Raw genomic sequence first — 23,826 nt, 5'->3', positions numbered from 1 at the left:
ATACAACGGGCTGGAATTACTTTTCTTCCAGCTCGATGTTGATACCCAGCGAGCGGATTTCTTTCAACAATACGTTGAAGGATTCCGGCATGCCTGGTTCCATCTGATGATTGCCATCCACGATGTTTTTATACATCTTGGTACGGCCGTTCACGTCATCAGACTTAACGGTCAACATTTCTTGCAGGGTATAAGCTGCACCATAAGCTTCCAGCGCCCACACTTCCATCTCACCGAAGCGTTGACCACCGAACTGTGCCTTACCACCCAGCGGCTGCTGAGTAACCAGGCTATAAGAACCGGTGGAACGGGCATGCATCTTATCGTCGACCAAGTGGTTCAGTTTCAGCATGTACATGTAGCCCACTGTAACCTGACGCTCAAATTGCTCACCGGTACGTCCATCGTACAGGGTAATCTGACCGGAGGTAGGGATACCGCCCATCTGCAACAGTTCCTTGATTTCTTTCTCTTTTGCACCGTCGAATACCGGCGTTGCAATTGGCATACCTTTTTTCAGGTTTTCAGCCAGACGCATTACTTCTTCGTCTGAGAAAGTGCTCAGGTCGACTTTTTGACGCACATCATCGCCCAGGTCATAGGCTCTCTGGATGAACTCACGCAGTTTAGTCACTTCTTCGTGCTGCTTGAGCATGGCGTTGATTTTCTCGCCGATACCTTTTGCAGCCATACCCAAGTGGGTTTCCAGAATCTGACCAATGTTCATACGTGAAGGTACGCCCAGCGGGTTCAGTACGATATCGACCGGCGTACCGTTCTCATCGTAAGGCATATCTTCGATCGGGTTGATCTTGGAGATAACACCTTTGTTCCCGTGACGACCAGCCATCTTGTCACCCGGTTGGATCTGACGTTTAACGGCCAGATAAACCTTAACGATTTTCAGCACGCCCGGTGCCAGATCATCGCCTTGGGTGATTTTACGGCGCTTAGCTTCGAGTTTTTTCTCAAACTCGTGCTTCAGCTCATCATACTGTTCTGCCAGCTGTTCCAACTGATTCTGTTTATCTTCATCAGTCAGACCCAGTTCCAACCAGCGCTCGCGCGGCAGTTTGTCTAGTTTGTCAGCTTCTACGCCACCGGAAACCAGCACAGCGTGGATACGTGCAAACAGGCCCGCTTCCAGAATCTGCAATTCTTCAGTCAGGTCTTTCTTCGCCTGCTTCAGCTGCATTTCTTCGATTTCCAGCGCACGTTTGTCTTTTTCCACGCCATCGCGGGTAAAGACCTGTACGTCGATAATCGTACCGGAAACACCGTTTGGTACACGCAGAGAAGAGTCTTTAACGTCAGACGCTTTCTCACCGAAGATCGCACGCAGCAGTTTCTCTTCTGGCGTCAGTTGGGTTTCACCTTTCGGCGTTACCTTACCAACCAGAATGTCACCACCGGTCACTTCCGCACCGATGTAAACAATGCCGGACTCATCCAGTTTGGAAAGTGCTGCTTCACCCACGTTCGGGATGTCTGCAGTAATTTCTTCAGGCCCCAACTTGGTGTCACGAGACACACAGGCCAGTTCCTGAATATGGATGGTCGTAAAGCGATCTTCCTGGACCACACGCTCGGAAACGAGGATGGAGTCTTCGAAGTTGTAACCGTTCCATGGCATGAATGCCACGCGCATGTTCTGACCCAGCGCCAATTCACCCAGATCGGTGGACGGGCCATCTGCCAGAACATCACCACGTTCTACCGGCTCACCCAGAGACACACATGGCATCTGGCTGATGCAGGTATTCTGGTTAGAACGGGTATATTTGGTCAGGTTATAGATGTCGATCCCGGCTTCGCCCGGATACATTTCATCGTCATTAACGCGGATTACAATACGGGATGCATCCACGTATTGTACTGTACCACCACGTTTGGCTACGGCAGTTACACCGGAGTCAACCGCAACAGCGCGTTCCATACCGGTACCAACCAGCGGCTTATCAGCGCGCAGAGTCGGAACGGCCTGACGTTGCATGTTCGCACCCATCAGGGCGCGGTTGGCGTCATCGTGTTCCAGGAACGGAATCAGGGATGCACCGACGGAAACCACCTGCTGTGTGGAAACGTCCATGTATTCAACCTGATCGCGGCTGAACAAGCTGGACTCGCCTTTGTTACGGCAGGTCACCAGTTCGTCGATGAAGCGGCCTTCTTCGTCCAAATTGGTGTTCGCCTGTGCGATAACGAAGTTACCTTCTTCAATCGCAGACAGGTAATGGATCTCATCCGTCACCACGTTGTCACGCACGCGACGATACGGGGTTTCAAGGAAACCGTATTCGTTCGTTTGCGCATAAACGGACAGGGAGTTGATCAGACCGATGTTCGGACCTTCCGGCGTTTCGATAGGACAAACGCGACCGTAGTGAGTCGGGTGTACGTCACGAACTTCAAAGCCAGCACGTTCACGCGTCAGACCGCCTGGGCCCAATGCAGAGATACGACGTTTGTGCGTAATCTCGGACAGCGGGTTGTTCTGGTCCATAAACTGTGACAGCTGACTTGAACCGAAGAACTCTTTAACGGCAGCCGAAATCGGCTTGGCGTTGATCATGTCCTGTGGCATCAGCGTATCAAGGTCGCCCAGAGACAGACGCTCTTTTACAGCACGTTCTACACGCACCAGACCAACGCGGAATTGGTTTTCTGCCATTTCGCCGACGGAACGGATACGACGGTTGCCGAGGTGGTCGATATCATCCACTTCGCCTTTACCGTTACGGATATCAATGAGCTTCTTCATCACTTCGATGATGTCATCTTTGCTCAGGATACCGGAACCTTCGATCTCATCACGTAGCAGAGAACGGTTGAACTTCATACGACCAACCGCAGACAGATCATAGCGGTCTTCTGAGAAGAACAGGTTCTCAAACAGCGTTTCTGCTGCTTCACGCGTTGGTGGCTCACCAGGACGCATCATGCGATAGATTTCAACCAGCGCACTCAGGCGATCGTTTGACGGATCGACGCGCACGGTTTCAGACATGTATGCACCATGATCAAGATCGTTGGTGAACAGTGTCTCAATACGTTTGTGACCAGACTGGCTCAGTTTGGCCAGCAGATCCAGCGACAGCTCCATGTTGGCTGCGCCGATCAGTTCACCGGTGCTCTCGTCGATATAATCTTTGGACAGTACTTTGCCAGCGATATATTCAACAGGCACTTCAATGCGTTCAATGCCGTCTTTCTCTAACTGACGGATATGACGCGCAGTGATGCGGCGACCTTTTTCGATATAAACTTTACCGTTCGCTTCAATATCAAACGATGCGGTTTCACCACGCAGACGCTCAGGAACCAGATCCATCTGCAACTTATTGCCATTGATTTCATAGACAATTTTATCGAAGAAAAGATCGAGAATCTGTTCGGTGGAATAACCCAGCGCGCGCAGGATAATGGTCGCAGGCAATTTGCGACGACGGTCGATACGAACAAACAGGTTATCCTTTGGATCAAACTCGAAATCCAGCCAGGAACCACGGTAAGGAATAATACGTGCGTTATACAGCACCTTACCTGAAGAGTGGGTTTTACCTTTGTCGCTATCGAAGAACACACCTGGACTACGGTGTAACTGAGACACGATTACACGCTCAGTACCGTTGATCACGAAGGTACCGTTATCGGTCATGAGCGGAATTTCGCCCATGTAAACTTCTTGTTCTTTGATGTCTTTAACGGTGCCTTCAGGCGCTTCGCGCTCGTAGATCACCAGGCGCAGTTTTACGCGTAGCGGCGCAGAGAACGTCACGCCACGGATCTGACATTCTTTAACGTCAAATACTGGCTCGCCCAAGCGATAGCTAACGTATTGCAGCTCTGAATTACCGCTATAGCTTTTTATAGGGAAAACAGAACGGAATGCAGCTTCCAAACCGTACTGACCTTCCGGGTCTTGCTCGATAAACTTCTGGAACGAGTCAAGTTGGATAGAAAGGAGATAAGGTATGTCCAAAACCTGTGGACGTTTACCAAAATCCTTACGAATGCGTTTTTTCTCGGTATAGGAGTAAACCATAGGGTTCCTCAGCTAGCTGACAAGTCGAACCACTCTGTCTGCCCTAACAAGGACAGTTCATGCAACACTATTTATGTTGGTCGGAAAATAGAGAACTTTCCGTAATACGTCTTTCTATTACTCTTAAACCATTTCGTTGCTCTTGCTTAGGCATGGAGCCCATGCAGGAAAGCAGTATATTAAGTCGTCAATAGAAAAAAATATTGGGAGAAATCAATGGCTAAACAGTGTGAAACCCCATTGATGCCCTACAGCGCAAAAAGGCTGGTGACTAAAAAGTCACCAGCCATCAGCCTAATAAATCAGGCTGCAACCTGAAAGGTTGGCTTATTTAACTTCAACTTCTGCGCCAGCTTCTTCCAGTGATTTTTTCAGTGCTTCAGCGTCATCTTTGCTCACGCCTTCTTTCAGAACTGCAGGTGCAGATTCAACCAGATCTTTGGCTTCTTTCAGGCCCAGACCAGTCGCGCCGCGAACAGCTTTGATTACAGCAACTTTGTTAGCACCGATAGCTTTCAGCACAACGTCGAACTCAGTTTTTTCTTCAGCAACTTCAGCTGGGCCAGCAGCAACAGCTACAGCAGCAGCAGCAGAAACACCGAATTTTTCTTCCATAGCAGAAACCAGCTCAACAACATCCATTACAGACATAGCTGCTACTGCTTCCAGAATTTGATCTTTAGTGATAGACATAACAATTGTTCCTAAGAATCAGAAATAGTTTATACGTTAGCAAGTACGTTAGAAAAGAAAGTGCTATTACGCAGCTTCTTTTGCATCGCGAACAGCAGCCAGAGTGCGGACCAGTTTGCCTGCAGCGGCTTCTTTCATGGTCGACATCAGACGTGCCAGTGCTTCTTCGTAAGTCGGCAGCGTTGCCAGACGGTCAATTTGAGCCGCCGGGATCAGCTCACCTTCAAAGGCTGCAGCTTTGACCTCGAATTTTGCATTCGCTTTCGCGAACTCTTTGAACAAACGAGCAGCAGCGCCCGGGTGTTCCAGAGAATATGCAATCAGGGTCGGACCGACAAACGTGTCTTTCAGGCACTCAAATTGAGTACCTTCAACAACGCGGCGCAGCAGGGTGTTACGAACAACACGCATGTAAACGCCAGCTTCACGCGCTGCTTTACGCAGTTCGGTCATTTTATCAACGGTAACGCCACGGGAATCCGCAACAACCGCAGACAGCGCACCTTTGGCTACTTCGCTGACTTCAGCAACAATCGCTTGTTTGTCTTGAAGATTTAATGCCATTAGCTTTTGCTCCTGGATTTAGCCGGAGAAACTCTCCGGAACTCACTTCACTTATCGCCAAAATTAGAGATAAGCGTTGAAACACGGTGAGCAGAATCCAGTAAAAAATTATTCTTTATAAAAAAGAAAAACGTTATTTAGGCTCTGTCACCGTCTACGCAGGAGAATTAAGTTTCTTGCGAAACACCTGCGGTCTTGGACGGAGGCCTGGATAGGCCAGGCTCCAACCGAAAATTCTTGCGCCATTCCACTTGAGGAACAACGGGCGTAAAATTATAGGTAAATCTCACACCCGAGTAAAGCGGAACAAAAGCTATTAGTTAGCAGCAGCGTTCAGACCGCTCTGGTCGATGGCAACGCCAGCGCCCATAGTGGTAGACAAGCTAACTTTCTTGATGTACACGCCTTTCGCCTGAGATGGTTTTGCTTTTTTCAGCGCAATCAACAGAGACTCTAGGTTTTCTTTCAATTTGTTAGAATCGAAATCAACCTTACCGATAGTGGTATGGATGATGCCGTTCTTGTCGTTACGGTAACGAACCTGACCCGCTTTAGCATTGTTAACCGCTTCAGCAACGTTAGGAGTTACAGTACCCACTTTCGGGTTTGGCATAAGGCCACGTGGACCCAGAACCTGGCCCAATTGGCCAACAACGCGCATTGCATCTGGAGATGCAATAACAACATCAAAGCCCATTTCGCCTTTCTTGATCTGATCAGCCAGATCTTCCATGCCCACGAATTCAGCGCCAGCTGCTTTAGCAGCTTCAGCGTTTGCACCTTGGGTGAAGACAGCTACGCGAACAGAACGACCGGTGCCGTGAGGCAGAACGGTTGCACCGCGAACGTTTTGGTCAGATTTACGTGCATCGATGCCGAGGTTAACAGCTACGTCTACACTTTCTACGAACTTAGCAGTGGCCAGCTCTTTGAGCAGAGCAACAGCTTCGTTGATGTCATACTGTTTAGTTACATCAACTTTGTCACGGATCACGCGCATGCGCTTGGTCAGCTTAGCCATTTATTAATCCTCCACTACCAGGCCCATGGAACGAGCGGTACCTGCGATAGAGCGCGCCATGGCGTCTACATCAGAACCAGTCATGTCCGCAGCTTTAGTTTCTGCGATTTCACGAACCTGAGCGCTCGTTACTTTACCAACTTTGTCTTTGTTCGGCTTGCCGGAACCAGACTTGATACCAGCCGCTTTCTTCAGCAGAACAGCTGCTGGAGGCGTTTTGGTAACGAAGGTGAAAGAACGGTCAGAATAAACGGTAATAACAACCGGAGTCGGCAGACCCTTCTCAAGGCTTTCAGTTTTAGCGTTGAACGCCTTACAGAATTCCATGATGTTAACACCTTGCTGACCCAGAGCCGGACCTACCGGTGGGCTCGGGTTAGCCATACCAGCTGCAACTTGCAGCTTGACGTAGGCTTGTACTTTCTTGGCCATTTAACTTTCCTCGATTGGGTAATAGCGCCTAGTGAAAGGCTCCCCGTGGTTTGTATTACGCTTCAGTCGCCATTGAGGCCACTGAAAAACAAAAGGCGCGAAATTATAGGTTAATTTCGCGCCATAGGCAAGTCGCTATTTTCAGCAAATCTTATCAGGCAATTAGCCTTTTTCGACCTGAGCAAAGTCCAGTTCAACAGGTGTCGCACGACCAAATATAGAAACAGACACCTTCAGGCGGCTCTTCTCATAGTCTACTTCTTCAACAACACCGTTAAAGTCGGCAAATGGACCATCGTTGACACGAACCATTTCGCCCGGTTCAAACAGCGTTTTCGGACGAGGCTTGTCGCCAACCTGCTGGAGACGATTCATGATCGCATCCACTTCTTTGTCACTAATTGGAGCAGGACGGTCAGATGTGCCGCCAATGAACCCCATAACACGAGGTACGCTGCGTACAAGATGCCAACTGGCATCTTCCATCACCATCTGTACTAAAACATAACCAGGGAAAAACTTGCGTTCGCTCTTGCGACGCTGGCCACCACGGATCTCAACGACTTCTTCAGTCGGAACCATGACTTCGCCAAACAGCTCTTCCATATTATGGAGTTTGATATGCTCACGCAGAGATTGTGCTACGCGACCTTCAAAACCAGAAAACGCCTGAACGACGTACCAACGTTTTTTTGGAGCTTCAGACATCTTAGAACCTCAGGCCAGTGATAAACGATACCAGACGGACCAGAATACCATCCAGCCCCCACAAAATCAGTGACATCACGGCAGTCACCGCGGCAACGATTAACGTGGTGTGTAACGTTTCCTGACGAGTCGGCCAAATTACTTTGCGCACTTCGGTACGCGCTTCGCGAGCAAACGCTACGGTTGCTTTGCCTTTCGTGGTCAGCAGTGCCACACCACCGGCTGCGGCGATCAGGATAACAACGGCCAATGCACGCAGAGGAAGACTAAATTCGCGGTAATAATAATTGCCAACAATCGCAACAACCAGCAAGGCACCTACTACCAACCACTTAATCACTTCCAGGCCACGCCCACTATCCTGAGCTTCGGTATTCGCACTCATAAACCAACCTGTCACAATGATTCAGACAAATAACTTTGCCCCGCAACCACGGGGCAACCAAACCGAAAGATGTTCTGTAAAACGAATAATTCGGTATTTACGCCGTATCTACAGAGCCTATCTCACCAATGATTATATCTCACAATCGCTGATGAGATAGGTTCTACCATGACAGCGTAGAAAAAGGGCATCAAATGATGCCCTTTTATCGCGTGTCGCGTCAAATGTTATCAGCGATTAAGCGATAACTTTAGCAACAACGCCCGCGCCTACTGTACGGCCGCCTTCACGGATGGCGAAACGCAAACCGTCGTCCATCGCGATTGGGTGGATCAGGGTAACAACCATTTTGATGTTGTCGCCCGGCATTACCATCTCTACGCCTTCTGGCAGTTCGATGGTGCCCGTTACGTCAGTTGTACGGAAGTAGAACTGAGGACGGTAGCCTTTGAAGAACGGAGTATGACGGCCGCCTTCATCTTTGCTCAGGATATACACTTCGGATTCGAACTGAGTGTGCGGCTTGATTGAACCCGGCTTAGCCAGTACCTGACCACGCTCGATTTCTTCACGCTTGATACCACGCAGCAGAACACCAACGTTCTCACCTGCACGACCTTCGTCCAGCAGTTTGCGGAACATTTCTACGCCAGTACAGGTAGATTTCGCCGTATCCTTGATACCAACGATTTCAACTTCTTCACCGACTTTAACGATACCGCGCTCTACACGACCGGTAACAACAGTACCACGACCGGAGATGGAGAATACGTCTTCGATTGGCAGCAGGAACGGCTTGTCAATGGCACGCTCTGGTTCTGGGATGTAAGAATCCAGGTGCTCTGCCAGTTCGATGATTTTTGCTTCCCATTCAGCTTCGCCTTCCAGCGCTTTCAGAGCAGAACCACGAACCACTGGGGTGTCGTCGCCTGGGAAGTCGTACTGAGACAGCAGCTCACGCACTTCCATCTCAACCAGTTCCAGCAGCTCTTCGTCATCAACCATGTCACATTTGTTCAGGAACACGATGATGAAAGGAACGCCAACCTGACGACCCAGCAGGATGTGCTCACGAGTCTGAGGCATTGGGCCGTCAGTCGCAGCAACAACCAGGATCGCGCCATCCATCTGGGCAGCACCGGTGATCATGTTTTTCACATAGTCGGCGTGTCCTGGGCAGTCAACGTGCGCGTAGTGGCGAGACGGGGTATCGTATTCAACGTGAGACGTGTTGATGGTGATACCACGTGCTTTTTCTTCCGGTGCGTTATCGATCTGGTCGAATGCACGCGCGCTACCACCGTAGGTTTTAGCCAGAACGGTAGTGATTGCAGCGGTCAGCGTTGTTTTACCATGGTCAACGTGGCCGATAGTACCGACGTTAACGTGCGGTTTTGTACGTTCAAATTTTTCTTTAGACATCGATTGTCCCTCTAAGACACGGATAAATCGGTGGTATCACCACATCAACCAAGCGATAGCTTGCTGAATTTATTCACAGAAAGAAAATCAGGAGGAGGAAAAGGAAGTGGTGCTGATAGGCAGATTCGAACTGCCGACCTCACCCTTACCAAGGGTGCGCTCTACCAACTGAGCTATATCAGCACATCTTGGAGCGGGCAGTGGGAATCGAACCCACATCATCAGCTTGGAAGGCTGAGGTAATAGCCATTATACGATGCCCGCATCCTGGAACTCGGCTACCTAATTTTTCTGTAGATTTTGAAGTTGAGGAATAAGATTTTATAGACCCCGCCTTCGTCGATCCGGCTTAGTCTTGCTACCGTATCGAATATCCTGTTGCCAGAATTGAATTTGGTGGTGGGGAAGGATTCGAACCTTCGAAGTCTGTGACGGCAGATTTACAGTCTGCTCCCTTTGGCCGCTCGGGAACCCCACCTGATTGTGTACTTGATGGTGCCGGCTACCGGAATCGAACTGGTGACCTACTGATTACAAGTCAGTTGCTCTACCTACTGAGCTAAGCCGGCTTCAAGTGCTGCGCATTCTAGGTAGACAGAACGCTCGATGCAACAAAAAAATTGCGTAAAATGCGCTATCGCTTAGATTTTATCCAAATTCAGCTATAAATCTAGAATAACAGTAAGAAATAGTGCAAAGAACCACCAACCCTATCCAACAAAATGGTGATTTCGCCATCAACCTTCCTCTTGTTTCTCTTGCACCAAAAATACGATTTTGCCCTTTAGAAGAGCAGTCGCTGCACCGACCGATGCTATTTTGCTCGTTTTTCTAAGAAAACAGACCTGGAATGCATTTTGCTTGATTAAAAATAAATGTCTGTAGAAGGGGCAAAGTACGATGAAAACCGTTCAACTCAATGCAGCAACCTTGCCTGTCTATCGTGAGGAACTGGCTAATCTATTGATAGATGCTGTAGAAAAAGGCGCTTCTGTTGGATACCACTCGCCACTGTCCCATAAAGAAGCCACAGAATATTTTCATAGTTTGCAAAAATCAGTTTCCAACGGTGAACGTATGATATGGGTGGCGCGCGATGAGGAGGGTATCGTCGGAAGCGTACAGCTCGAGTTGTGTCAAAAAACAAACGGAAAAAACAGAGCTGAAATTCAAAAATTACTGGTCCATAGCCGCACAAGAAGAGCGGGAATAGGCCGACTGCTCATTCAGCTATTGGAAAAGAGCGCACTTTTACAGCAGAGGGGCTTGCTCTACTTAGACACCCAAGCAGGTTCCCCCGCAGAAGCGTTTTACCGTGCCTTGGGTTATCGCCATCTGGGAGAATTGCCAGACTATGCTTGCACACCTGATGGCTATTACCACCCAACAGCCATCTATTATAAGCGTCTCTTTGCTGTGAATGGTTTAGGTAAAGCCATCGCTAGCTAGCGAGTACCCGATGCGTAAACATAGAAGCATCGGGTACAGCACCGATTTTCTCTTCTTCTTTCTAGTAGCAAAGTGTTAACCTGCCCATTATCAAAAATTTATTACATAAGAGAAGGTGCCGCGATCATCGCGTTGGCTAAACTAATAGCCCGTTTTCTTCGCTGGGCTGAGAGTCCCTTTTCTTACCTGTGAAGCAGGCAGAACACGACTTATGAGCAACAGAGAGCAATCCTTGGCCACGCCATATCTACAATTTAACCGCAGCCAATGGGCCGCCTTGCGCGATTCCGTCCCGTTAACGCTGACAGAGGAAGAAATCGTTAAGCTCAAAGGCATTAACGAAGACCTTTCATTAGACGAAGTCGCGGAAATTTATCTGCCGCTATCTCGCCTGCTCAATTTCTATATAAGCTCTAATTTACGCCGTCAGGCTGTGCTCGAGCAGTTTTTAGGAACCGATGGCCAAAAAATACCTTACATAATCGGCATCGCAGGTAGTGTCGCTGTAGGGAAAAGTACCACAGCCCGTGTGCTCCAAGCGTTATTAAGCCGCTGGCCGGAACATCGCAGTGTAGAACTTATTACAACCGATGGATTTCTTCATCCAAATAAGGTGCTAAAAGAACGCGACTTGATGAAGAAAAAAGGCTTTCCACAGTCATATGATATGCACAGCCTGGTAAAATTTGTTTCTGATATAAAGTCAGGGACACACAAAGTCACAGCTCCGACTTATTCCCATCTGACATATGATATCGTCCCTAATAACAATAAAGTGTTGGAACAACCTGATATTTTAATATTAGAAGGGTTGAATGTTTTACAAAGCGGAATGGACTATCCACATGATCCACATAGAGTTTTCGTTTCTGATTTTGTAGATTTCTCTATCTATGTGGATGCACCTGAAACACTGCTAAAAACATGGTATATAAATCGCTTTTTGAAATTTAGACAAGGTGCATTCTCAAATCCAAATTCATACTTCCATAATTATGCAAAATTGGCGAAAGAAGAAGCCGTCGGTATTGCATCTCAGTTATGGGCGGAAATTAATGGACTTAATCTAAAAGAAAATATCCTTCCCACTCGGGAGAGAGCGAGTCTTATTATGACTAAAAGTGCTAATCATGCCGTTGAATGTGTTCGATTAAGAAAGTAAAAATGAATGAATATGGAAAAGGGGGAATTCCCCCTTTTTTATGCGCCGCGCAGAGAAATTTCCCCACCAATATACGGTGTTATCAAACCATCAGCTTCTAATAACAATGCACCCTGGCGATCGATTCCTCGGTCTACCCCATGAATTTCGCGATTACCGATAATCAAGCGGATCGGACGATTAAAATAGTTATCCAACTTTTCCCATCTGGGAATAAATGGTTCAAGACCTTGTAGTTCAAAGACGGCCAAAGCGCTTCTTAATTCAGAAATAAGAGTCGAAGCGAGAGTATTACGATTAATCTCTATACCTGCCTCTTGTAAATTTATCCAGCCTTGATTAATCGTATCTGGAGCAGGTGCTCTCATTTGTAGATTAATACCTGCACCAATGACTAAATTAGCAGCATCCCCAGTTTTCCCTGTCAGCTCGACAAGAATGCCAGCCAACTTTCTATCCTTCAAATATAAGTCATTAGGCCATTTGACTCGAACACCATCAGCACCCAGCTTATGTAGCACTTCGGCCATTACGATACCGATAACCAGACTCACGCCAACAGCCGCAGCGGGTCCCTGCTCTAAGCGCCAATATAAGGACAAATACAAATTCGCACCAAAGGGTGAAAACCATTGCCGCCCCCGACGACCACGCCCAGCCTGCTGATATTCAGCAAGGCATGCATCACCGGAGGACAGTGTATCCAATCGTTCTAAAATGTACTGATTCGTAGAATCGACGACAGGTAAAACCGTTACGCCACCTTCAGGTAGGTCCTTAAGGATAACCTCTTCATCTAATAACTGCATAGGCGCTGGCAAAGAATAGCCCTTACCCGTTACAGTAAATATATCAATTCCCCAGTCGCGTATAGTTTGAATGTGTTTATTAATCGCAGCACGGCTCATCCCCATCATTTCGCCCAGCAACTCACCGGAATAAAACTCCCCATCAGAGAGAATTTTAATCAACTTAAGAGGAACTGTAATATCTCTCATGATAATACCTCGATGGCATTGACCTCTCCATGCGCAGCAATAAAGCGAACTTCAGGTTCCAGCTGTATGGAGAATTTTTCAGAAACTTGGTTGCGGACGTAACGAGCTAATTCAACAATATCTGAGCTTTTTGAATTATTTTTATTAATCAGAACTAATGCCTGTTTCTCGTGAACAGCAGCACCACCAAGCTGGAATCCTTTAAGTTTACACTGATCAATTAACCATCCAGCTGCCAATTTAACGTTACCATCGGCTTGCAAATACTGAGGTGCGTTTGGATACTCTCGTAAAATACGTTCGGCATGCTGTTGTGCAATTATTGGATTTTTGAAGAAGCTACCAGCATTACCTGTCACTACAGGGTCTGGGAGTTTACTTCGACGCATATGACATACAGAGTCAAATACCTGCAGTGGCGTAACGGTTGTAGGGTCCAGCTTGACCAAATCACCGTAGTTAAGTATCGGGTTCCACTCTTTCTTTAAAAAAAGCCCTACAGCGGTGATCGCAAATCCAGAGCGGTATTGATGCTTAAATATGCTTTCACGGTAACCGAACTGGCATTCCTCAGAGGTAAAACGCATGACTTTACCTTCAGCCAGATCTAACACGTCAACATAATCACAAACATGCTGTAACTCGATACCGTACGCACCGATATTCTGTATCGGTGCAGAACCCACACATCCGGGAATTAATGCCAGATTTTCTAACCCAGCAATGCCACGCTTAAGTGTATATTCAACTAATTGATGCCAATTCTCACCTGCACCAACATGAAGATACCAGCCATCGCTTTCTTCTCGAATATCTATACCCTTAAGCCGATTTAGCAGAATAGTACCTAAAAAGTCTTCAAGAAAAAGGACATTACTCCCTTCCCCTAGCAACAAAATCGGCTCTTGTGATGCACTGGCGACGCGCCATCCTTCAATCAATTTCTCCTGAGTATCCGCAACCTTAATACAAGATGCGGAAACAGGTAATGAGAAAGAGTTATAAGACTTTAATGAAATAACGCTCGACGCCATGATAGAAATACCTACTAATTCAGATATCGCATAGTCTACCTGATCTACGCAAGATACCGACTGCCTTTTGCCACCGGATACGTATAAACAATTTTTCCTAACGCCCATAGCAAAAAGCCCCTGTCTTTCGACAGGGGCTTTCCACTTGTTTGATGCCTGGCAGTTCCCTACTCTCACATGGGGAAGCCCCACACTACCATCGGCGCTACGGCGTTTCACTTCTGAGTTCGGCATGGGGTCAGGTGGGACCACCGCGCTATCGCCGCCAGGCAAATTCTGTTTCATTCCAGCCGTTACTGTGCTGACTTTCTCTCTCTTGTCATCACGCAACCACCAGAACCAATCTCTGAACAAGCTGAACATCGTTCTCTATGAGTCTTTCATCACCCACAAAACACCTTCGGTGTTGTAAGGTTAAGCCTCTCGGGTCATTAGTACTGGTTAGCTCAACGTATCGCTACGCTTACACACCCAGCCTATCTACGTCGTCGTCTTCAACGGCCCTTCAGGGGCATCTAGTGCCCAGGGAAGACTCATCTCGAGGCAAGTTTCCCGCTTAGATGCTTTCAGCGGTTATCTCTTCCGCACTTAGCTACCGGGCAATGCAATTGGCATCACAACCCGTACACCAGTGGTGCGTTCACTCCGGTCCTCTCGTACTAGGAGCAACCCCTCTCAATCTTCCAACGCCCACGGCAGATAGGGACCGAACTGTCTCACGACGTTCTAAACCCAGCTCGCGTACCACTTTAAATGGCGAACAGCCATACCCTTGGGACCTACTTCAGCCCCAGGATGTGATGAGCCGACATCGAGGTGCCAAACACCGCCGTCGATATGAACTCTTGGGCGGTATCAGCCTGTTATCCCCGGAGTACCTTTTATCCGTTGAGCGATGGCCCTTCCATTCAGAACCACCGGATCACTAAGACCTGCTTTCGCACCTGCTCGAGCTGTCACTCTCGCAGTCAAGCTAGCTTATGCCTTTGCACTAACCTCCTGATGTCCGACCAGGATTAGCTAACCTTCGTGCTCCTCCGTTACGCTTTGGGAGGAGACCGCCCCAGTCAAACTACCCACCAGACACTGTCCGCAACCCGGATCACGGGTCCACGTTAGAACATCAAACATTAAAGGGTGGTATTTCAAGGTTGGCTCCATGCAGACTGGCGTCCACACTTCAAAGCCTCCCACCTATCCTACACATCAAGGCTCAAGGTTCAGTGTCAAGCTATAGTAAAGGTTCACGGGGTCTTTCCGTCTTGCCGCGGGTACACTGCATCTTCACAGCGAGTTCAATTTCACTGAGTCTCGGGTGGAGACAGCCTGGCCATCATTACGCCATTCGTGCAGGTCGGAACTTACCCGACAAGGAATTTCGCTACCTTAGGACCGTTATAGTTACGGCCGCCGTTTACCGGGGCTTCGATCAAGAGCTTCGCCTTGCGGCTGACCCCATCAATTAACCTTCCGGCACCGGGCAGGCGTCACACCGTATACGTCCACTTTCGTGTTTGCACAGTGCTGTGTTTTTATTAAACAGTTGCAGCCAGCTGGTATCTTCGACTGATTTCAGCTCCATGAGCAAGTCACTTCACTTACCATCAGCGTGCCTTCTCCCGAAGTTACGGCACCATTTTGCCTAGTTCCTTCACCCGAGTTCTCTCAAGCGCCTGAGTATTCTCTACCTGACCACCTGTGTCGGTTTGGGGTACGATTTGATGTTACCTGGAGCTTAGAGGCTTTTCCTGGAAGCGTAGCATCGGTTACTTCATCACCGTAGTGACTCGTCATCACGCCTCAGTGTTAACGATGACCCGGATTTACCAAAGTCATCCACCTTCACGCTTAAACCGGGACAACCGTCGCCCGGATAACCTAGCTTTCTCCGTCCCCCCTTCGCAGTAACACCGAGTACAGGAATATTAACCTGTTTCCCATCGACTACGCTTTTCAGCCTCGCCTTAGGGGTCGACTCACCCTGCCCCGATTAACGTTGGACAGGAACCCTTGGTCTTCCGGCGTGCGGGTTTTTCACCCGCATTATCGTTACTTATGTCAGCATTCGCACTTCTGATACCTCCAGCAGCCCTCACAGGCCACCTTCGCAGGCTTACAGAACGCTCCCCTACCCAACAACACCTAAGTGTCGCTGCCGCAGCTTCGGTGCATGGTTTAGCCCCGTTACATCTTCCGCGCAGGCCGACTCGACCAGTGAGCTATTACGCTTTCTTTAAATGATGGCTGCTTCTAAGCCAACATCCTGGCTGTCTGTGCCTTCCCACATCGTTTCCCACTTAACCATGACTTTGGGACCTTAGCTGGCGGTCTGGGTTGTTTCCCTCTTCACGACGAACGTTAGCACCCGCCGTGTGTCTCCCGTGATAACATTCTTCGGTATTCGTAGTTTGCATCGGGTTGGTAAGTCGGGATGACCCCCTAGCCGAAACAGTGCTCTACCCCCGAAGATGAGTTCACGAGGCGCTACCTAAATAGCTTTCGGGGAGAACCAGCTATCTCCCGGTTTGATTGGCCTTTCACCCCCAGCCACAAGTCATCCGCTAATTTTTCAACATTAGTCGGTTCGGTCCTCCAGTTAGTGTTACCCAACCTTCAACCTGCCCATGGCTAGATCACCGGGTTTCGGGTCTATACCCTGCAACTTAACGCCCAGTTAAGACTCGGTTTCCCTGCGGCTCCCCTATACGGTTAACCTTGCTACAGAATATAAGTCGCTGACCCATTATACAAAAGGTACGCAGTCACCTAACAAGTAGGCTCCCACTGCTTGTACGTACACGGTTTCAGGTTCTATTTCACTCCCCTCGCCGGGGTTCTTTTCGCCTTTCCCTCACGGTACTGGTTCACTATCGGTCAGTCAGGAGTATTTAGCCTTGGAGGATGGTCCCCCCATATTCAGACAGGATGTCACGTGTCCCGCCCTACTCATCGAACTCACAGCTTGTGCATTTTTGTGTACGGGACTATCACCCTTTACTGTGCGACTTTCCAGACGCTTCCACTAACACACAAACTGATTCAGGTTCTGGGCTCCTCCCCGTTCGCTCGCCGCTACTGGGGGAATCTCGGTTGATTTCTTTTCCTCGGGGTACTGAGATGTTTCAGTTCCCCCGGTTCGCCTCATGACACTATGTATTCATGTCATGATAGTGTGTCGAAACACACTGGGTTTCCCCATTCGGGTATCGTCGGGTATAACGCTTCATATCAGCTTACCGACGCTTATCGCAGATTAGCACGCCCTTCATCGCCTCTGACTGCCTAGGCATCCACCGTGTACGCTTAGTCGCTTAACCTCACAACCCGAAGATGTTTCGATTGATTCATCATCGCGCTGCGATTATTTGAGAGACTCATTGACAGGCTGATTCATCATGACCCGCCCGAAGGCAGTCATCAATGTTCAGCTGTCATGTTTCAATTTTCAGCTTGTTCCAGATTGTTAAAGAGCAATATCGTAAACATGACTCCGAAGAATCATCTTTAAGATATTCGTGATAATGTCTTTCACTCATTATCGGATTGGCGTCCCCAAGGGGATTCGAACCCCTGTTACAGCCGTGAAAGGGCAGTGTCCTAGGCCTCTAGACGATGGGGACACGAAAAATCCGCACCAGGTCATAAACCCGGCACGCTCGCGTCAGCATGAGTCTACACTCATGACATCAACAGGTGCGCTTGCTCAGTATTTTCATCAGACAATCTGTGTGAGCACTTCACGCAACACACATCTTCTTGGTAAGGAGGTGATCCAACCGCAGGTTCCCCTACGGTTACCTTGTTACGACTTCACCCCAGTCATGAATCACAAAGTGGTAAGCGCCCTCCCGAAGGTTAAGCTACCTACTTCTTTTGCAACCCACTCCCATGGTGTGACGGGCGGTGTGTACAAGGCCCGGGAACGTATTCACCGTAGCATTCTGATCTACGATTACTAGCGATTCCGACTTCATGGAGTCGAGTTGCAGACTCCAATCCGGACTACGACGTACTTTATGAGGTCCGCTTGCTCTCGCGAGGTCGCTTCTCTTTGTATACGCCATTGTAGCACGTGTGTAGCCCTACTCGTAAGGGCCATGATGACTTGACGTCATCCCCACCTTCCTCCGGTTTATCACCGGCAGTCTCCTTTGAGTTCCCGACCGAATCGCTGGCAACAAAGGATAAGGGTTGCGCTCGTTGCGGGACTTAACCCAACATTTCACAACACGAGCTGACGACAGCCATGCAGCACCTGTCTCACAGTTCCCGAAGGCACTAAGGCATCTCTGCCGAATTCTGTGGATGTCAAGAGTAGGTAAGGTTCTTCGCGTTGCATCGAATTAAACCACATGCTCCACCGCTTGTGCGGGCCCCCGTCAATTCATTTGAGTTTTAACCTTGCGGCCGTACTCCCCAGGCGGTCGATTTAACGCGTTAGCTCCGGAAGCCACGCCTCAAGGGCACAACCTCCAAATCGACATCGTTTACAGCGTGGACTACCAGGGTATCTAATCCTGTTTGCTCCCCACGCTTTCGCACCTGAGCGTCAGTCTTTGTCCAGGGGGCCGCCTTCGCCACCGGTATTCCTCCAGATCTCTACGCATTTCACCGCTACACCTGGAATTCTACCCCCCTCTACAAGACTCTAGCCTGTCAGTTTTGAATGCAGTTCCCAGGTTAAGCCCGGGGATTTCACATCCAACTTAACAGACCGCCTGCGTGCGCTTTACGCCCAGTCATTCCGATTAACGCTTGCACCCTCCGTATTACCGCGGCTGCTGGCACGGAGTTAGCCGGTGCTTCTTCTGCGGGTAACGTCAATCAATAAGGTTATTAACCTTACTGCCTTCCTCCCCGCTGAAAGTGCTTTACAACCCGAAGGCCTTCTTCACACACGCGGCATGGCTGCATCAGGCTTGCGCCCATTGTGCAATATTCCCCACTGCTGCCTCCCGTAGGAGTCTGGACCGTGTCTCAGTTCCAGTGTGGCTGGTCATCCTCTCAGACCAGCTAGGGATCGTCGCCTAGGTGAGCCATTACCTCACCTACTAGCTAATCCCATCTGGGCACATCTGATGGCGAGAGGCCCTAAGGTCCCCCTCTTTGCTCTTGCGAGGTTATGCGGTATTAGCTACCGTTTCCAGTAGTTATCCCCCTCCATCAGGCAGTTTCCCAGACATTACTCACCCGTCCGCCGCTCGTCACCCAAAGAGCAAGCTCTTCTGTGCTACCGCTCGACTTGCATGTGTTAGGCCTGCCGCCAGCGTTCAATCTGAGCCATGATCAAACTCTTCAATTTAAGATTTGTTTGATTTGCTGAACTCGTCAGCGATGCTCAAAGAATTAAAACTGTTTATTCGTAATGAATTTACTGTTGTTCACTCTTCAAGACTTTTTTATATCGTTAAGATACGGTCTTGTGAGTGCCCACACAGATTGTCTGATTAAATTGTTAAAGAGCAGTGCCACTTCATCGGTGGCGCGGGCTGCATATACTATGCTTTTCCGCTGTGAAGTCAAGTCATTACTGACCGCCTTCGGTGAATCTTTTTTCCTGTTACCGCAACTGCGTGTCGCTGTTGCCGTGTCAGTGGAGGCGCATTATAGGGACTTCTCGGCGGCTGACAAGTGCTAAATGCAAAAAAATTATCGTTCGTCTACTATTTGCCCACAAGGCTATCAAAGTGGCAGTTTTTCCAGCGAATCGAAGCCATAACGCTGCAATATTGGCCACAGCGTGGCGACTTTAGGTGTAATCGTCAGGCAGTAAACCAGATTCTTATCTGTCGAAAGTGGAGGATTATCCAGATTAGCAATTAGCCATGCTGTTCTTTTAGCTATAGCAGAACCAGAATCCACAAGACGTGTACCATCTGGCAAGGCCATTTTCAGTTCTTCTGCTAATAATGGAAAATGCGTACATCCAAGCACGACCGTATCTGGCGGTTCCGGTAAACGCAGCCAAGGGCGCAGAATTCTTTGCAGTTCAGAAATGGAGATCGTCTCCCCCTGCAATTTCGCTTCTGCTAACTCGACTAGTTCTGACGATCCCAATGACAAAATTTGGCAATCCGTCGCAAAACGGGCAATCAGTTCGTGCGTATACGGACGTTGAACCGTTGCGCGCGTTGCCAATAGGCCGACAACGCCGTTGCGCGTCAGCTTAGCCGCAGGCTTCACCGCAGGGACAACGCCCACGACAGGGAAAGTAAAGCGCTCACGCAGGGCAGGAAGGGAAATCGTACTCGCCGTATTACAGGCGATTACAACCAATGCGAGCTGATGGCGTAGTTGAACTGCGTTAACAATCTCAACCACGCGCTCGATAATAAACTGCTGTGATTTTTCACCATACGGAAACGCTTCGTTATCGAATGCGTATATATAGTGAAGATCCGGCAAGAGCTGCCGGATTTCATCATAAACAGACAGCCCGCCTACGCCGGAATCGAAGACCAGAACCGTAGGACGAGATGGCAGGTTAGAAGGTATAGCTTCCTGTGAGATAGTATTCTCGCCCTGCCGTGCGGTAGCCATATGCCGTCTCATAATCTTTATCAAACAGGTTGGCGATTCTACCACGAACTGTCAGATGAGAGGTGATCGGATATGAGGCAGCGAGATCCCAGAGGCTTACGCCGCCAAGCTTGACAGTCTGGTAGTCATCAATCGCAGGAACATAATTGCCATAATCTTTGTCATAACGACCTCCCAGATATTGGTACGTTACGCTCCAATCGAGGTCGAACACCTGCCAATCCAGTTGATATTTCACCTGCTGCTTTGCACGGCGAGCCAGTGGCTCATCGGTGATGGCATTACGTGAGTCAACATAGTCATAGCTAATACGATGACCTACAGGCCCAGTGTCAAAACTGGCGGTGGCTTCAATTCCTTTGATTTTGGCTTTACCGACATTTTCATAAACGTAACCTGTACTGCCTGTTGCATCAATCAGATTGTCGATGTCATTGCGGTATCCAGAAACCCTCCATGTAACTGGCCCAGTAAGGCCTTCAACCCCACTTTCCCACTGTTTACTTTCTTCTGGCTGAAGGTCACGGTTGCTGCCAAACCTTCCATATAGCTGTCCCATATTTGGCGCTTTAAATGCAGTACCATAAGAAGCAATCAGGCGATAGCCTTCAATAAATTCCCAGGACGCCCCGGTTTGCCAAGTACTATGCCAACCGAATTCAGATTGATCGTCGCCACGTACAGACCCTTCAAGCACTACGGAAGCAAAACGTTGCTGACCAGTCAGGTAAATACCAGTATTGTGCTGGCTTTCCTCTCGGTTCACATTAGTTGAATCAGGCTTGATGATCTGATCCTGCCAATCAACACCAGCACTCACTGTACCCGTGCCCACTTGCAGTGTATTGCCCCACTGTGCGTTGTATTGCTGAGAATCAACTAACGTCGCACCAACACCATGTAGGCCTCGGAGCGGATCGTAGTCATAATCCTTGCTATGGCTATAGCTTCCAATTAGCTGCGTGGAGTAGATGCCGCTCTGATAACGCAGACCGGTATCCCATGTTTGGCTATAAAGCTGGCGAGTATCTACTGCTGAGAAGTTATCGTAGTCAGTACGGTTGTCATAACCATAGCCCCGTAAAAAACCGCTAAAATGCTCACCAAACTTATGTTCAACCGTCCCATACAGCGATTTACTCATAAATCCGTCACGGTCGGGTTGCGCGGGCGAAGCAGTACCGTAAGCAACCACGTCAAATCCTTTGGTGTAGACGTAATTACCAGCCAATGTCGCTGTTGTACTGTCGCCAAATGCTTTTTGCGTTACTGCATCATAAGATTGATACCCATTAGAGCCGATACCAGCGGACAGCGTCGTACCGTTCTTCTCTCTGGTGGTGATGATGTTTACTACGCCGCCAATTGCATCAGAACCATAAACCGCAGAACGTGCGCCACGAATATATTCAACTTTCTGCACCAGTGAGAGGGGGATTTGGCTGAGGTCAGATGAACCACTTAGACCCGCTTGATTAAGGCGAATACCATCGATCAGCACCAACACATGGCTCGAGTTAGTCCCACGGATAAACAACGAACTTTTTTGCCCTAAGCCGCCGTTTTGTCCGATGTCCACACCCGGCAAGCGGCGCATAACATCAGTCAGGCTCTTCGCCTGCAAACGCTCGATCTCTTCTCTGGTCACTACAGTCGTGGGTGCCAGCACCGACGAAACTGGCTGTGCGAAACGATTTGCTGTGACTACCATATCATCGGCATTTTTTTCCGATGACGAATTTGGAGATGAACTGTTTTCCTGTGCCCAGCCAGAAAATGCCGTGACGGAAAGCGCCGTCAGCAGCGAAATTTTTTTAATCATTGTTAAAGCATCCGAGAAATAATAAGGATGCCGCAGGCTCTGTTAATAGCACGCGATATGCAGAACCAATTGCGACGTATTCCGGTAGGTCTTCGGGCTTGGATGCCGTTGTCGCCACAAACCGTCAACGACGGTAGGGGATACAACGAAAGCGATGACTTCCCATCCTCAAAAGTTGAAGACAGTGTCTGCATAATAATGCTATCGCCGGGGCATTCCTTACCGCTGCGCGTCAGCTCCAGATTTACACTGGATTCCCTTTTAACTTGTGGTACAAGGCCGGACGCTCATCCTACAATCGCGAATTGTGGAAGTCTAGACTTCTATATCACTACAGGATAATCACGTAACAAAACTGGACTTCCTGGCCGGATTCCCTACAATTCCCGGCCAATAACACCCTTTTAGACGCTGTTGACGAGAAAACCATGACGCCAGAAATCCTGCCCATCGAACAATACGACGACCAGCTTGCAGAGAAAACCGAGCGTCTGCGTGGGATGATGGCACCGTTCAATGCACCGGAGCCTGTCGTCTTCCGTTCTCCCGTCAGTCACTATCGGATGCGCGCCGAATTCCGTATCTGGCACGATGGCGACGAGCTTTACCACATCATGTTTGACCAGCAAACCAAACAGCGCATTCGGGTCGACCGCTTTCCGGCTGCCAGTGAACTGATCAACCGCCTGATGCCGGAGCTGCTTGCCGCCATTCAGCCCGATTCCGTCCTGCGCCGCAAACTGTTCCAGATAGACTATCTGTCCACCCTTAGCGGCGAAGTGATCGTTTCTCTGCTGTATCACCGCGCACTGGATGAGGAATGGCAGGAACATGCCCGCGCGCTGCGCGATAGCCTGACAGCGCAGGGGTTCCGTCTACAGTTGATTGGTCGCGCGACAAAAACCAAAATCTGCCTCGATCGCGATTATGTCGATGAATGCCTGCCGGTTGCAGGTCGGGATATGATTTACCGACAGGTAGAAAACAGCTTCACGCAGCCGAATGCCGCGATAAATATTCAGATGCTGGAATGGGCGCTGGATGCGACAGCGGGATCAACGGGAGATTTACTGGAGCTGTATTGCGGCAACGGCAACTTTTCACTCGCGCTGGCAAGAAATTTCGAACGCGTACTGGCAACCGAGATTGCCAAGCCCTCCGTCGCGGCGGCACAATATAATATCGCGGCGAACCAGATAGAGAACGTGCAGATTATCCGCATGGCGGCAGAAGAATTTACGCAGGCTATGCAGGGCGTACGCCAGTTTAACCGCTTAAAGGGTATCGATCTGACGAGCTACCAATGCGAGACCATTTTTGTTGACCCGCCGCGCAGCGGACTGGATGACGAAACGGTGAAACTGGTGCAGGCGTATCCGCGCATTCTTTATATTTCCTGCAACCCGGAAACGCTGAGCAACAACCTGCAAACGCTCTCGGAAACCCACGACATTCGCCGTCTGGCGCTGTTCGATCAATTCCCGTACACCCATCATATGGAGTGTGGCGTGCTATTGGAAAGACGTCAGTAACGCACACAAGCTGGCGGGC

At 49.1% G+C, this 23,826-nt stretch carries 15 protein-coding genes, 5 tRNA genes, 3 rRNA genes and 1 riboswitch; of the genes, 3 read left to right on the top strand and 20 right to left on the bottom strand.

What is annotated here, in order from left to right:
* Nucleotides 1–16 precede the first annotated feature (16 nt).
* The 12 genes from rpoB to H4F65_RS21460 all read right to left on the bottom strand — a co-directional run bounded on the left by rpoB (nucleotide 17) and on the right by H4F65_RS21460 (nucleotide 9,839).
* Nucleotides 17–4,045: a DNA-directed RNA polymerase subunit beta gene (rpoB, locus tag H4F65_RS21515; protein ID WP_039311347.1), complete on the bottom strand. Its 4,029-nt coding sequence runs from the start codon at nucleotides 4,043–4,045 to the stop codon at nucleotides 17–19.
* Nucleotides 4,046–4,372: 327 nt separating this feature from the next.
* The gene (gene rplL / locus H4F65_RS21510; protein ID WP_010285496.1) at nucleotides 4,373–4,738 is read right to left on the bottom strand and encodes a 50S ribosomal protein L7/L12; all 366 of its coding nucleotides are present in this window, start codon (nucleotides 4,736–4,738) and stop codon (nucleotides 4,373–4,375) included.
* 66 nt (nucleotides 4,739–4,804) lie between these two features.
* The gene (gene rplJ / locus H4F65_RS21505) at nucleotides 4,805–5,302 is read right to left on the bottom strand and encodes a 50S ribosomal protein L10 (RefSeq protein WP_010285495.1); all 498 of its coding nucleotides are present in this window, start codon (nucleotides 5,300–5,302) and stop codon (nucleotides 4,805–4,807) included.
* 316 nt (nucleotides 5,303–5,618) lie between these two features.
* The gene (gene rplA, locus H4F65_RS21500) at nucleotides 5,619–6,323 is read right to left on the bottom strand and encodes a 50S ribosomal protein L1 (RefSeq protein WP_010285494.1); all 705 of its coding nucleotides are present in this window, start codon (nucleotides 6,321–6,323) and stop codon (nucleotides 5,619–5,621) included.
* Between the two features lie 3 nt (nucleotides 6,324–6,326).
* The gene (gene rplK, locus H4F65_RS21495; RefSeq protein WP_005970337.1) at nucleotides 6,327–6,755 is read right to left on the bottom strand and encodes a 50S ribosomal protein L11; all 429 of its coding nucleotides are present in this window, start codon (nucleotides 6,753–6,755) and stop codon (nucleotides 6,327–6,329) included.
* A 162-nt stretch (nucleotides 6,756–6,917) separates the two neighbouring features.
* A complete protein-coding gene (gene nusG / locus H4F65_RS21490; protein WP_005970339.1) occupies nucleotides 6,918–7,463 on the bottom strand; it encodes a transcription termination/antitermination protein NusG in 546 nt (181 codons plus the stop codon).
* A gap of 1 nt (nucleotide 7,464) precedes the next feature.
* Nucleotides 7,465–7,848 carry a preprotein translocase subunit SecE gene (gene secE / locus H4F65_RS21485; protein WP_010285488.1) on the bottom strand — a complete coding sequence of 128 codons (384 nt, stop codon included), beginning with the start codon at nucleotides 7,846–7,848 and terminating at the stop codon, nucleotides 7,465–7,467.
* A gap of 237 nt (nucleotides 7,849–8,085) precedes the next feature.
* On the bottom strand, nucleotides 8,086–9,270 hold the full coding sequence (tuf, locus tag H4F65_RS21480; protein ID WP_010277443.1) for an elongation factor Tu: 1,185 nt from the start codon (nucleotides 9,268–9,270) through the stop codon (nucleotides 8,086–8,088).
* Nucleotides 9,271–9,377: 107 nt separating this feature from the next.
* A tRNA-Thr gene (locus H4F65_RS21475) sits at nucleotides 9,378–9,453 on the bottom strand.
* Between the two features lie 6 nt (nucleotides 9,454–9,459).
* Nucleotides 9,460–9,534 (bottom strand) — tRNA-Gly (locus H4F65_RS21470).
* A gap of 130 nt (nucleotides 9,535–9,664) precedes the next feature.
* Nucleotides 9,665–9,748, bottom strand: a tRNA-Tyr gene (locus H4F65_RS21465).
* 15 nt (nucleotides 9,749–9,763) lie between these two features.
* A tRNA-Thr gene (locus H4F65_RS21460) sits at nucleotides 9,764–9,839 on the bottom strand.
* A 331-nt stretch (nucleotides 9,840–10,170) separates the two neighbouring features.
* Here H4F65_RS21460 and H4F65_RS21455 point away from each other — a divergent pair.
* Nucleotides 10,171–10,719, top strand: coding sequence for a GNAT family N-acetyltransferase (locus H4F65_RS21455; protein WP_010287078.1), 549 nt, complete (start codon nucleotides 10,171–10,173; stop codon nucleotides 10,717–10,719).
* A 211-nt stretch (nucleotides 10,720–10,930) separates the two neighbouring features.
* The gene (gene coaA, locus H4F65_RS21450; protein WP_010287077.1) at nucleotides 10,931–11,881 is read left to right on the top strand and encodes a type I pantothenate kinase; all 951 of its coding nucleotides are present in this window, start codon (nucleotides 10,931–10,933) and stop codon (nucleotides 11,879–11,881) included.
* A 38-nt stretch (nucleotides 11,882–11,919) separates the two neighbouring features.
* Here coaA and birA read toward each other — a convergent pair whose 3' ends face one another.
* The 8 genes from birA to btuB all read right to left on the bottom strand — a co-directional run bounded on the left by birA (nucleotide 11,920) and on the right by btuB (nucleotide 22,275).
* Nucleotides 11,920–12,879 carry a bifunctional biotin--[acetyl-CoA-carboxylase] ligase/biotin operon repressor BirA gene (gene birA / locus H4F65_RS21445; protein ID WP_010287073.1) on the bottom strand — a complete coding sequence of 320 codons (960 nt, stop codon included), beginning with the start codon at nucleotides 12,877–12,879 and terminating at the stop codon, nucleotides 11,920–11,922.
* Nucleotides 12,876–13,913 (bottom strand): UDP-N-acetylmuramate dehydrogenase, encoded by a 1,038-nt coding sequence (murB, locus tag H4F65_RS21440; RefSeq protein ID WP_010287071.1) that lies wholly within the window; start codon nucleotides 13,911–13,913, stop codon nucleotides 12,876–12,878. The genes birA and murB overlap by 4 nt, the downstream gene beginning before the upstream one ends.
* Nucleotides 13,914–14,067: 154 nt before the next feature.
* Nucleotides 14,068–14,183, bottom strand: a 5S ribosomal RNA gene (gene rrf / locus H4F65_RS21435).
* A 140-nt stretch (nucleotides 14,184–14,323) separates the two neighbouring features.
* Nucleotides 14,324–17,230: ribosomal RNA gene (locus H4F65_RS21430) — 23S ribosomal RNA — on the bottom strand.
* Nucleotides 17,231–17,457: 227 nt separating this feature from the next.
* Nucleotides 17,458–17,533 (bottom strand) — tRNA-Glu (locus H4F65_RS21425).
* Between the two features lie 140 nt (nucleotides 17,534–17,673).
* A 16S ribosomal RNA gene (locus tag H4F65_RS21420) occupies nucleotides 17,674–19,215 on the bottom strand.
* Together the 16S, 23S and 5S rRNA genes with 1 tRNA gene alongside form the textbook arrangement of a ribosomal RNA operon.
* A 380-nt stretch (nucleotides 19,216–19,595) precedes the next feature.
* On the bottom strand, nucleotides 19,596–20,453 hold the full coding sequence (gene murI, locus H4F65_RS21415) for a glutamate racemase (protein WP_010281480.1): 858 nt from the start codon (nucleotides 20,451–20,453) through the stop codon (nucleotides 19,596–19,598).
* On the bottom strand, nucleotides 20,398–22,275 hold the full coding sequence (gene btuB, locus H4F65_RS21410) for a TonB-dependent vitamin B12 receptor BtuB (protein WP_010281481.1): 1,878 nt from the start codon (nucleotides 22,273–22,275) through the stop codon (nucleotides 20,398–20,400). Before btuB ends, murI begins: the two co-directional genes overlap by 56 nt.
* A gap of 66 nt (nucleotides 22,276–22,341) precedes the next feature.
* Nucleotides 22,342–22,572, bottom strand: a riboswitch (cobalamin riboswitch).
* A 131-nt stretch (nucleotides 22,573–22,703) separates the two neighbouring features.
* On the opposite strand from btuB, the gene trmA reads away from it, so the two are divergent.
* Nucleotides 22,704–23,807: a tRNA (uridine(54)-C5)-methyltransferase TrmA gene (gene trmA, locus H4F65_RS21405; protein WP_010281482.1), complete on the top strand. Its 1,104-nt coding sequence runs from the start codon at nucleotides 22,704–22,706 to the stop codon at nucleotides 23,805–23,807.
* Nucleotides 23,808–23,826: the final 19 nt, after the last annotated feature.

The sequence above is a fragment of the Pectobacterium brasiliense genome, assembly GCF_016950255.1.
Lineage (GTDB): Bacteria > Pseudomonadota > Gammaproteobacteria > Enterobacterales > Enterobacteriaceae > Pectobacterium > Pectobacterium brasiliense.
Note: the sequence above shows the minus strand (reverse complement) of the source record. Positions and strands in the feature narration are given on the sequence as shown.

Bases quoted from the DNA above. Each gene is read 5' to 3' on its own strand.
- rpoB (WP_039311347.1), bottom strand. From the start codon at position 4,045: ATGGTTTACTCCTATACCGAGAAAAAACGCATTCGTAAGGATTTTGGT.
- rplL (WP_010285496.1), bottom strand. From the start codon at position 4,738: ATGTCTATCACTAAAGATCAAATTCTGGAAGCAGTAGCAGCTATGTCT.
- rplJ (WP_010285495.1), bottom strand. From the start codon at position 5,302: ATGGCATTAAATCTTCAAGACAAACAAGCGATTGTTGCTGAAGTCAGC.
- rplA (WP_010285494.1), bottom strand. From the start codon at position 6,323: ATGGCTAAGCTGACCAAGCGCATGCGCGTGATCCGTGACAAAGTTGAT.
- rplK (WP_005970337.1), bottom strand. From the start codon at position 6,755: ATGGCCAAGAAAGTACAAGCCTACGTCAAGCTGCAAGTTGCAGCTGGT.
- nusG (WP_005970339.1), bottom strand. From the start codon at position 7,463: ATGTCTGAAGCTCCAAAAAAACGTTGGTACGTCGTTCAGGCGTTTTCT.
- secE (WP_010285488.1), bottom strand. From the start codon at position 7,848: ATGAGTGCGAATACCGAAGCTCAGGATAGTGGGCGTGGCCTGGAAGTG.
- tuf (WP_010277443.1), bottom strand. From the start codon at position 9,270: ATGTCTAAAGAAAAATTTGAACGTACAAAACCGCACGTTAACGTCGGT.
- H4F65_RS21455 (WP_010287078.1), top strand. From the start codon at position 10,171: ATGAAAACCGTTCAACTCAATGCAGCAACCTTGCCTGTCTATCGTGAG.
- coaA (WP_010287077.1), top strand. From the start codon at position 10,931: ATGAGCAACAGAGAGCAATCCTTGGCCACGCCATATCTACAATTTAAC.
- birA (WP_010287073.1), bottom strand. From the start codon at position 12,879: ATGAGAGATATTACAGTTCCTCTTAAGTTGATTAAAATTCTCTCTGAT.
- murB (WP_010287071.1), bottom strand. From the start codon at position 13,913: ATGGCGTCGAGCGTTATTTCATTAAAGTCTTATAACTCTTTCTCATTA.
- murI (WP_010281480.1), bottom strand. From the start codon at position 20,453: ATGGCTACCGCACGGCAGGGCGAGAATACTATCTCACAGGAAGCTATA.
- btuB (WP_010281481.1), bottom strand. From the start codon at position 22,275: ATGATTAAAAAAATTTCGCTGCTGACGGCGCTTTCCGTCACGGCATTT.
- trmA (WP_010281482.1), top strand. From the start codon at position 22,704: ATGACGCCAGAAATCCTGCCCATCGAACAATACGACGACCAGCTTGCA.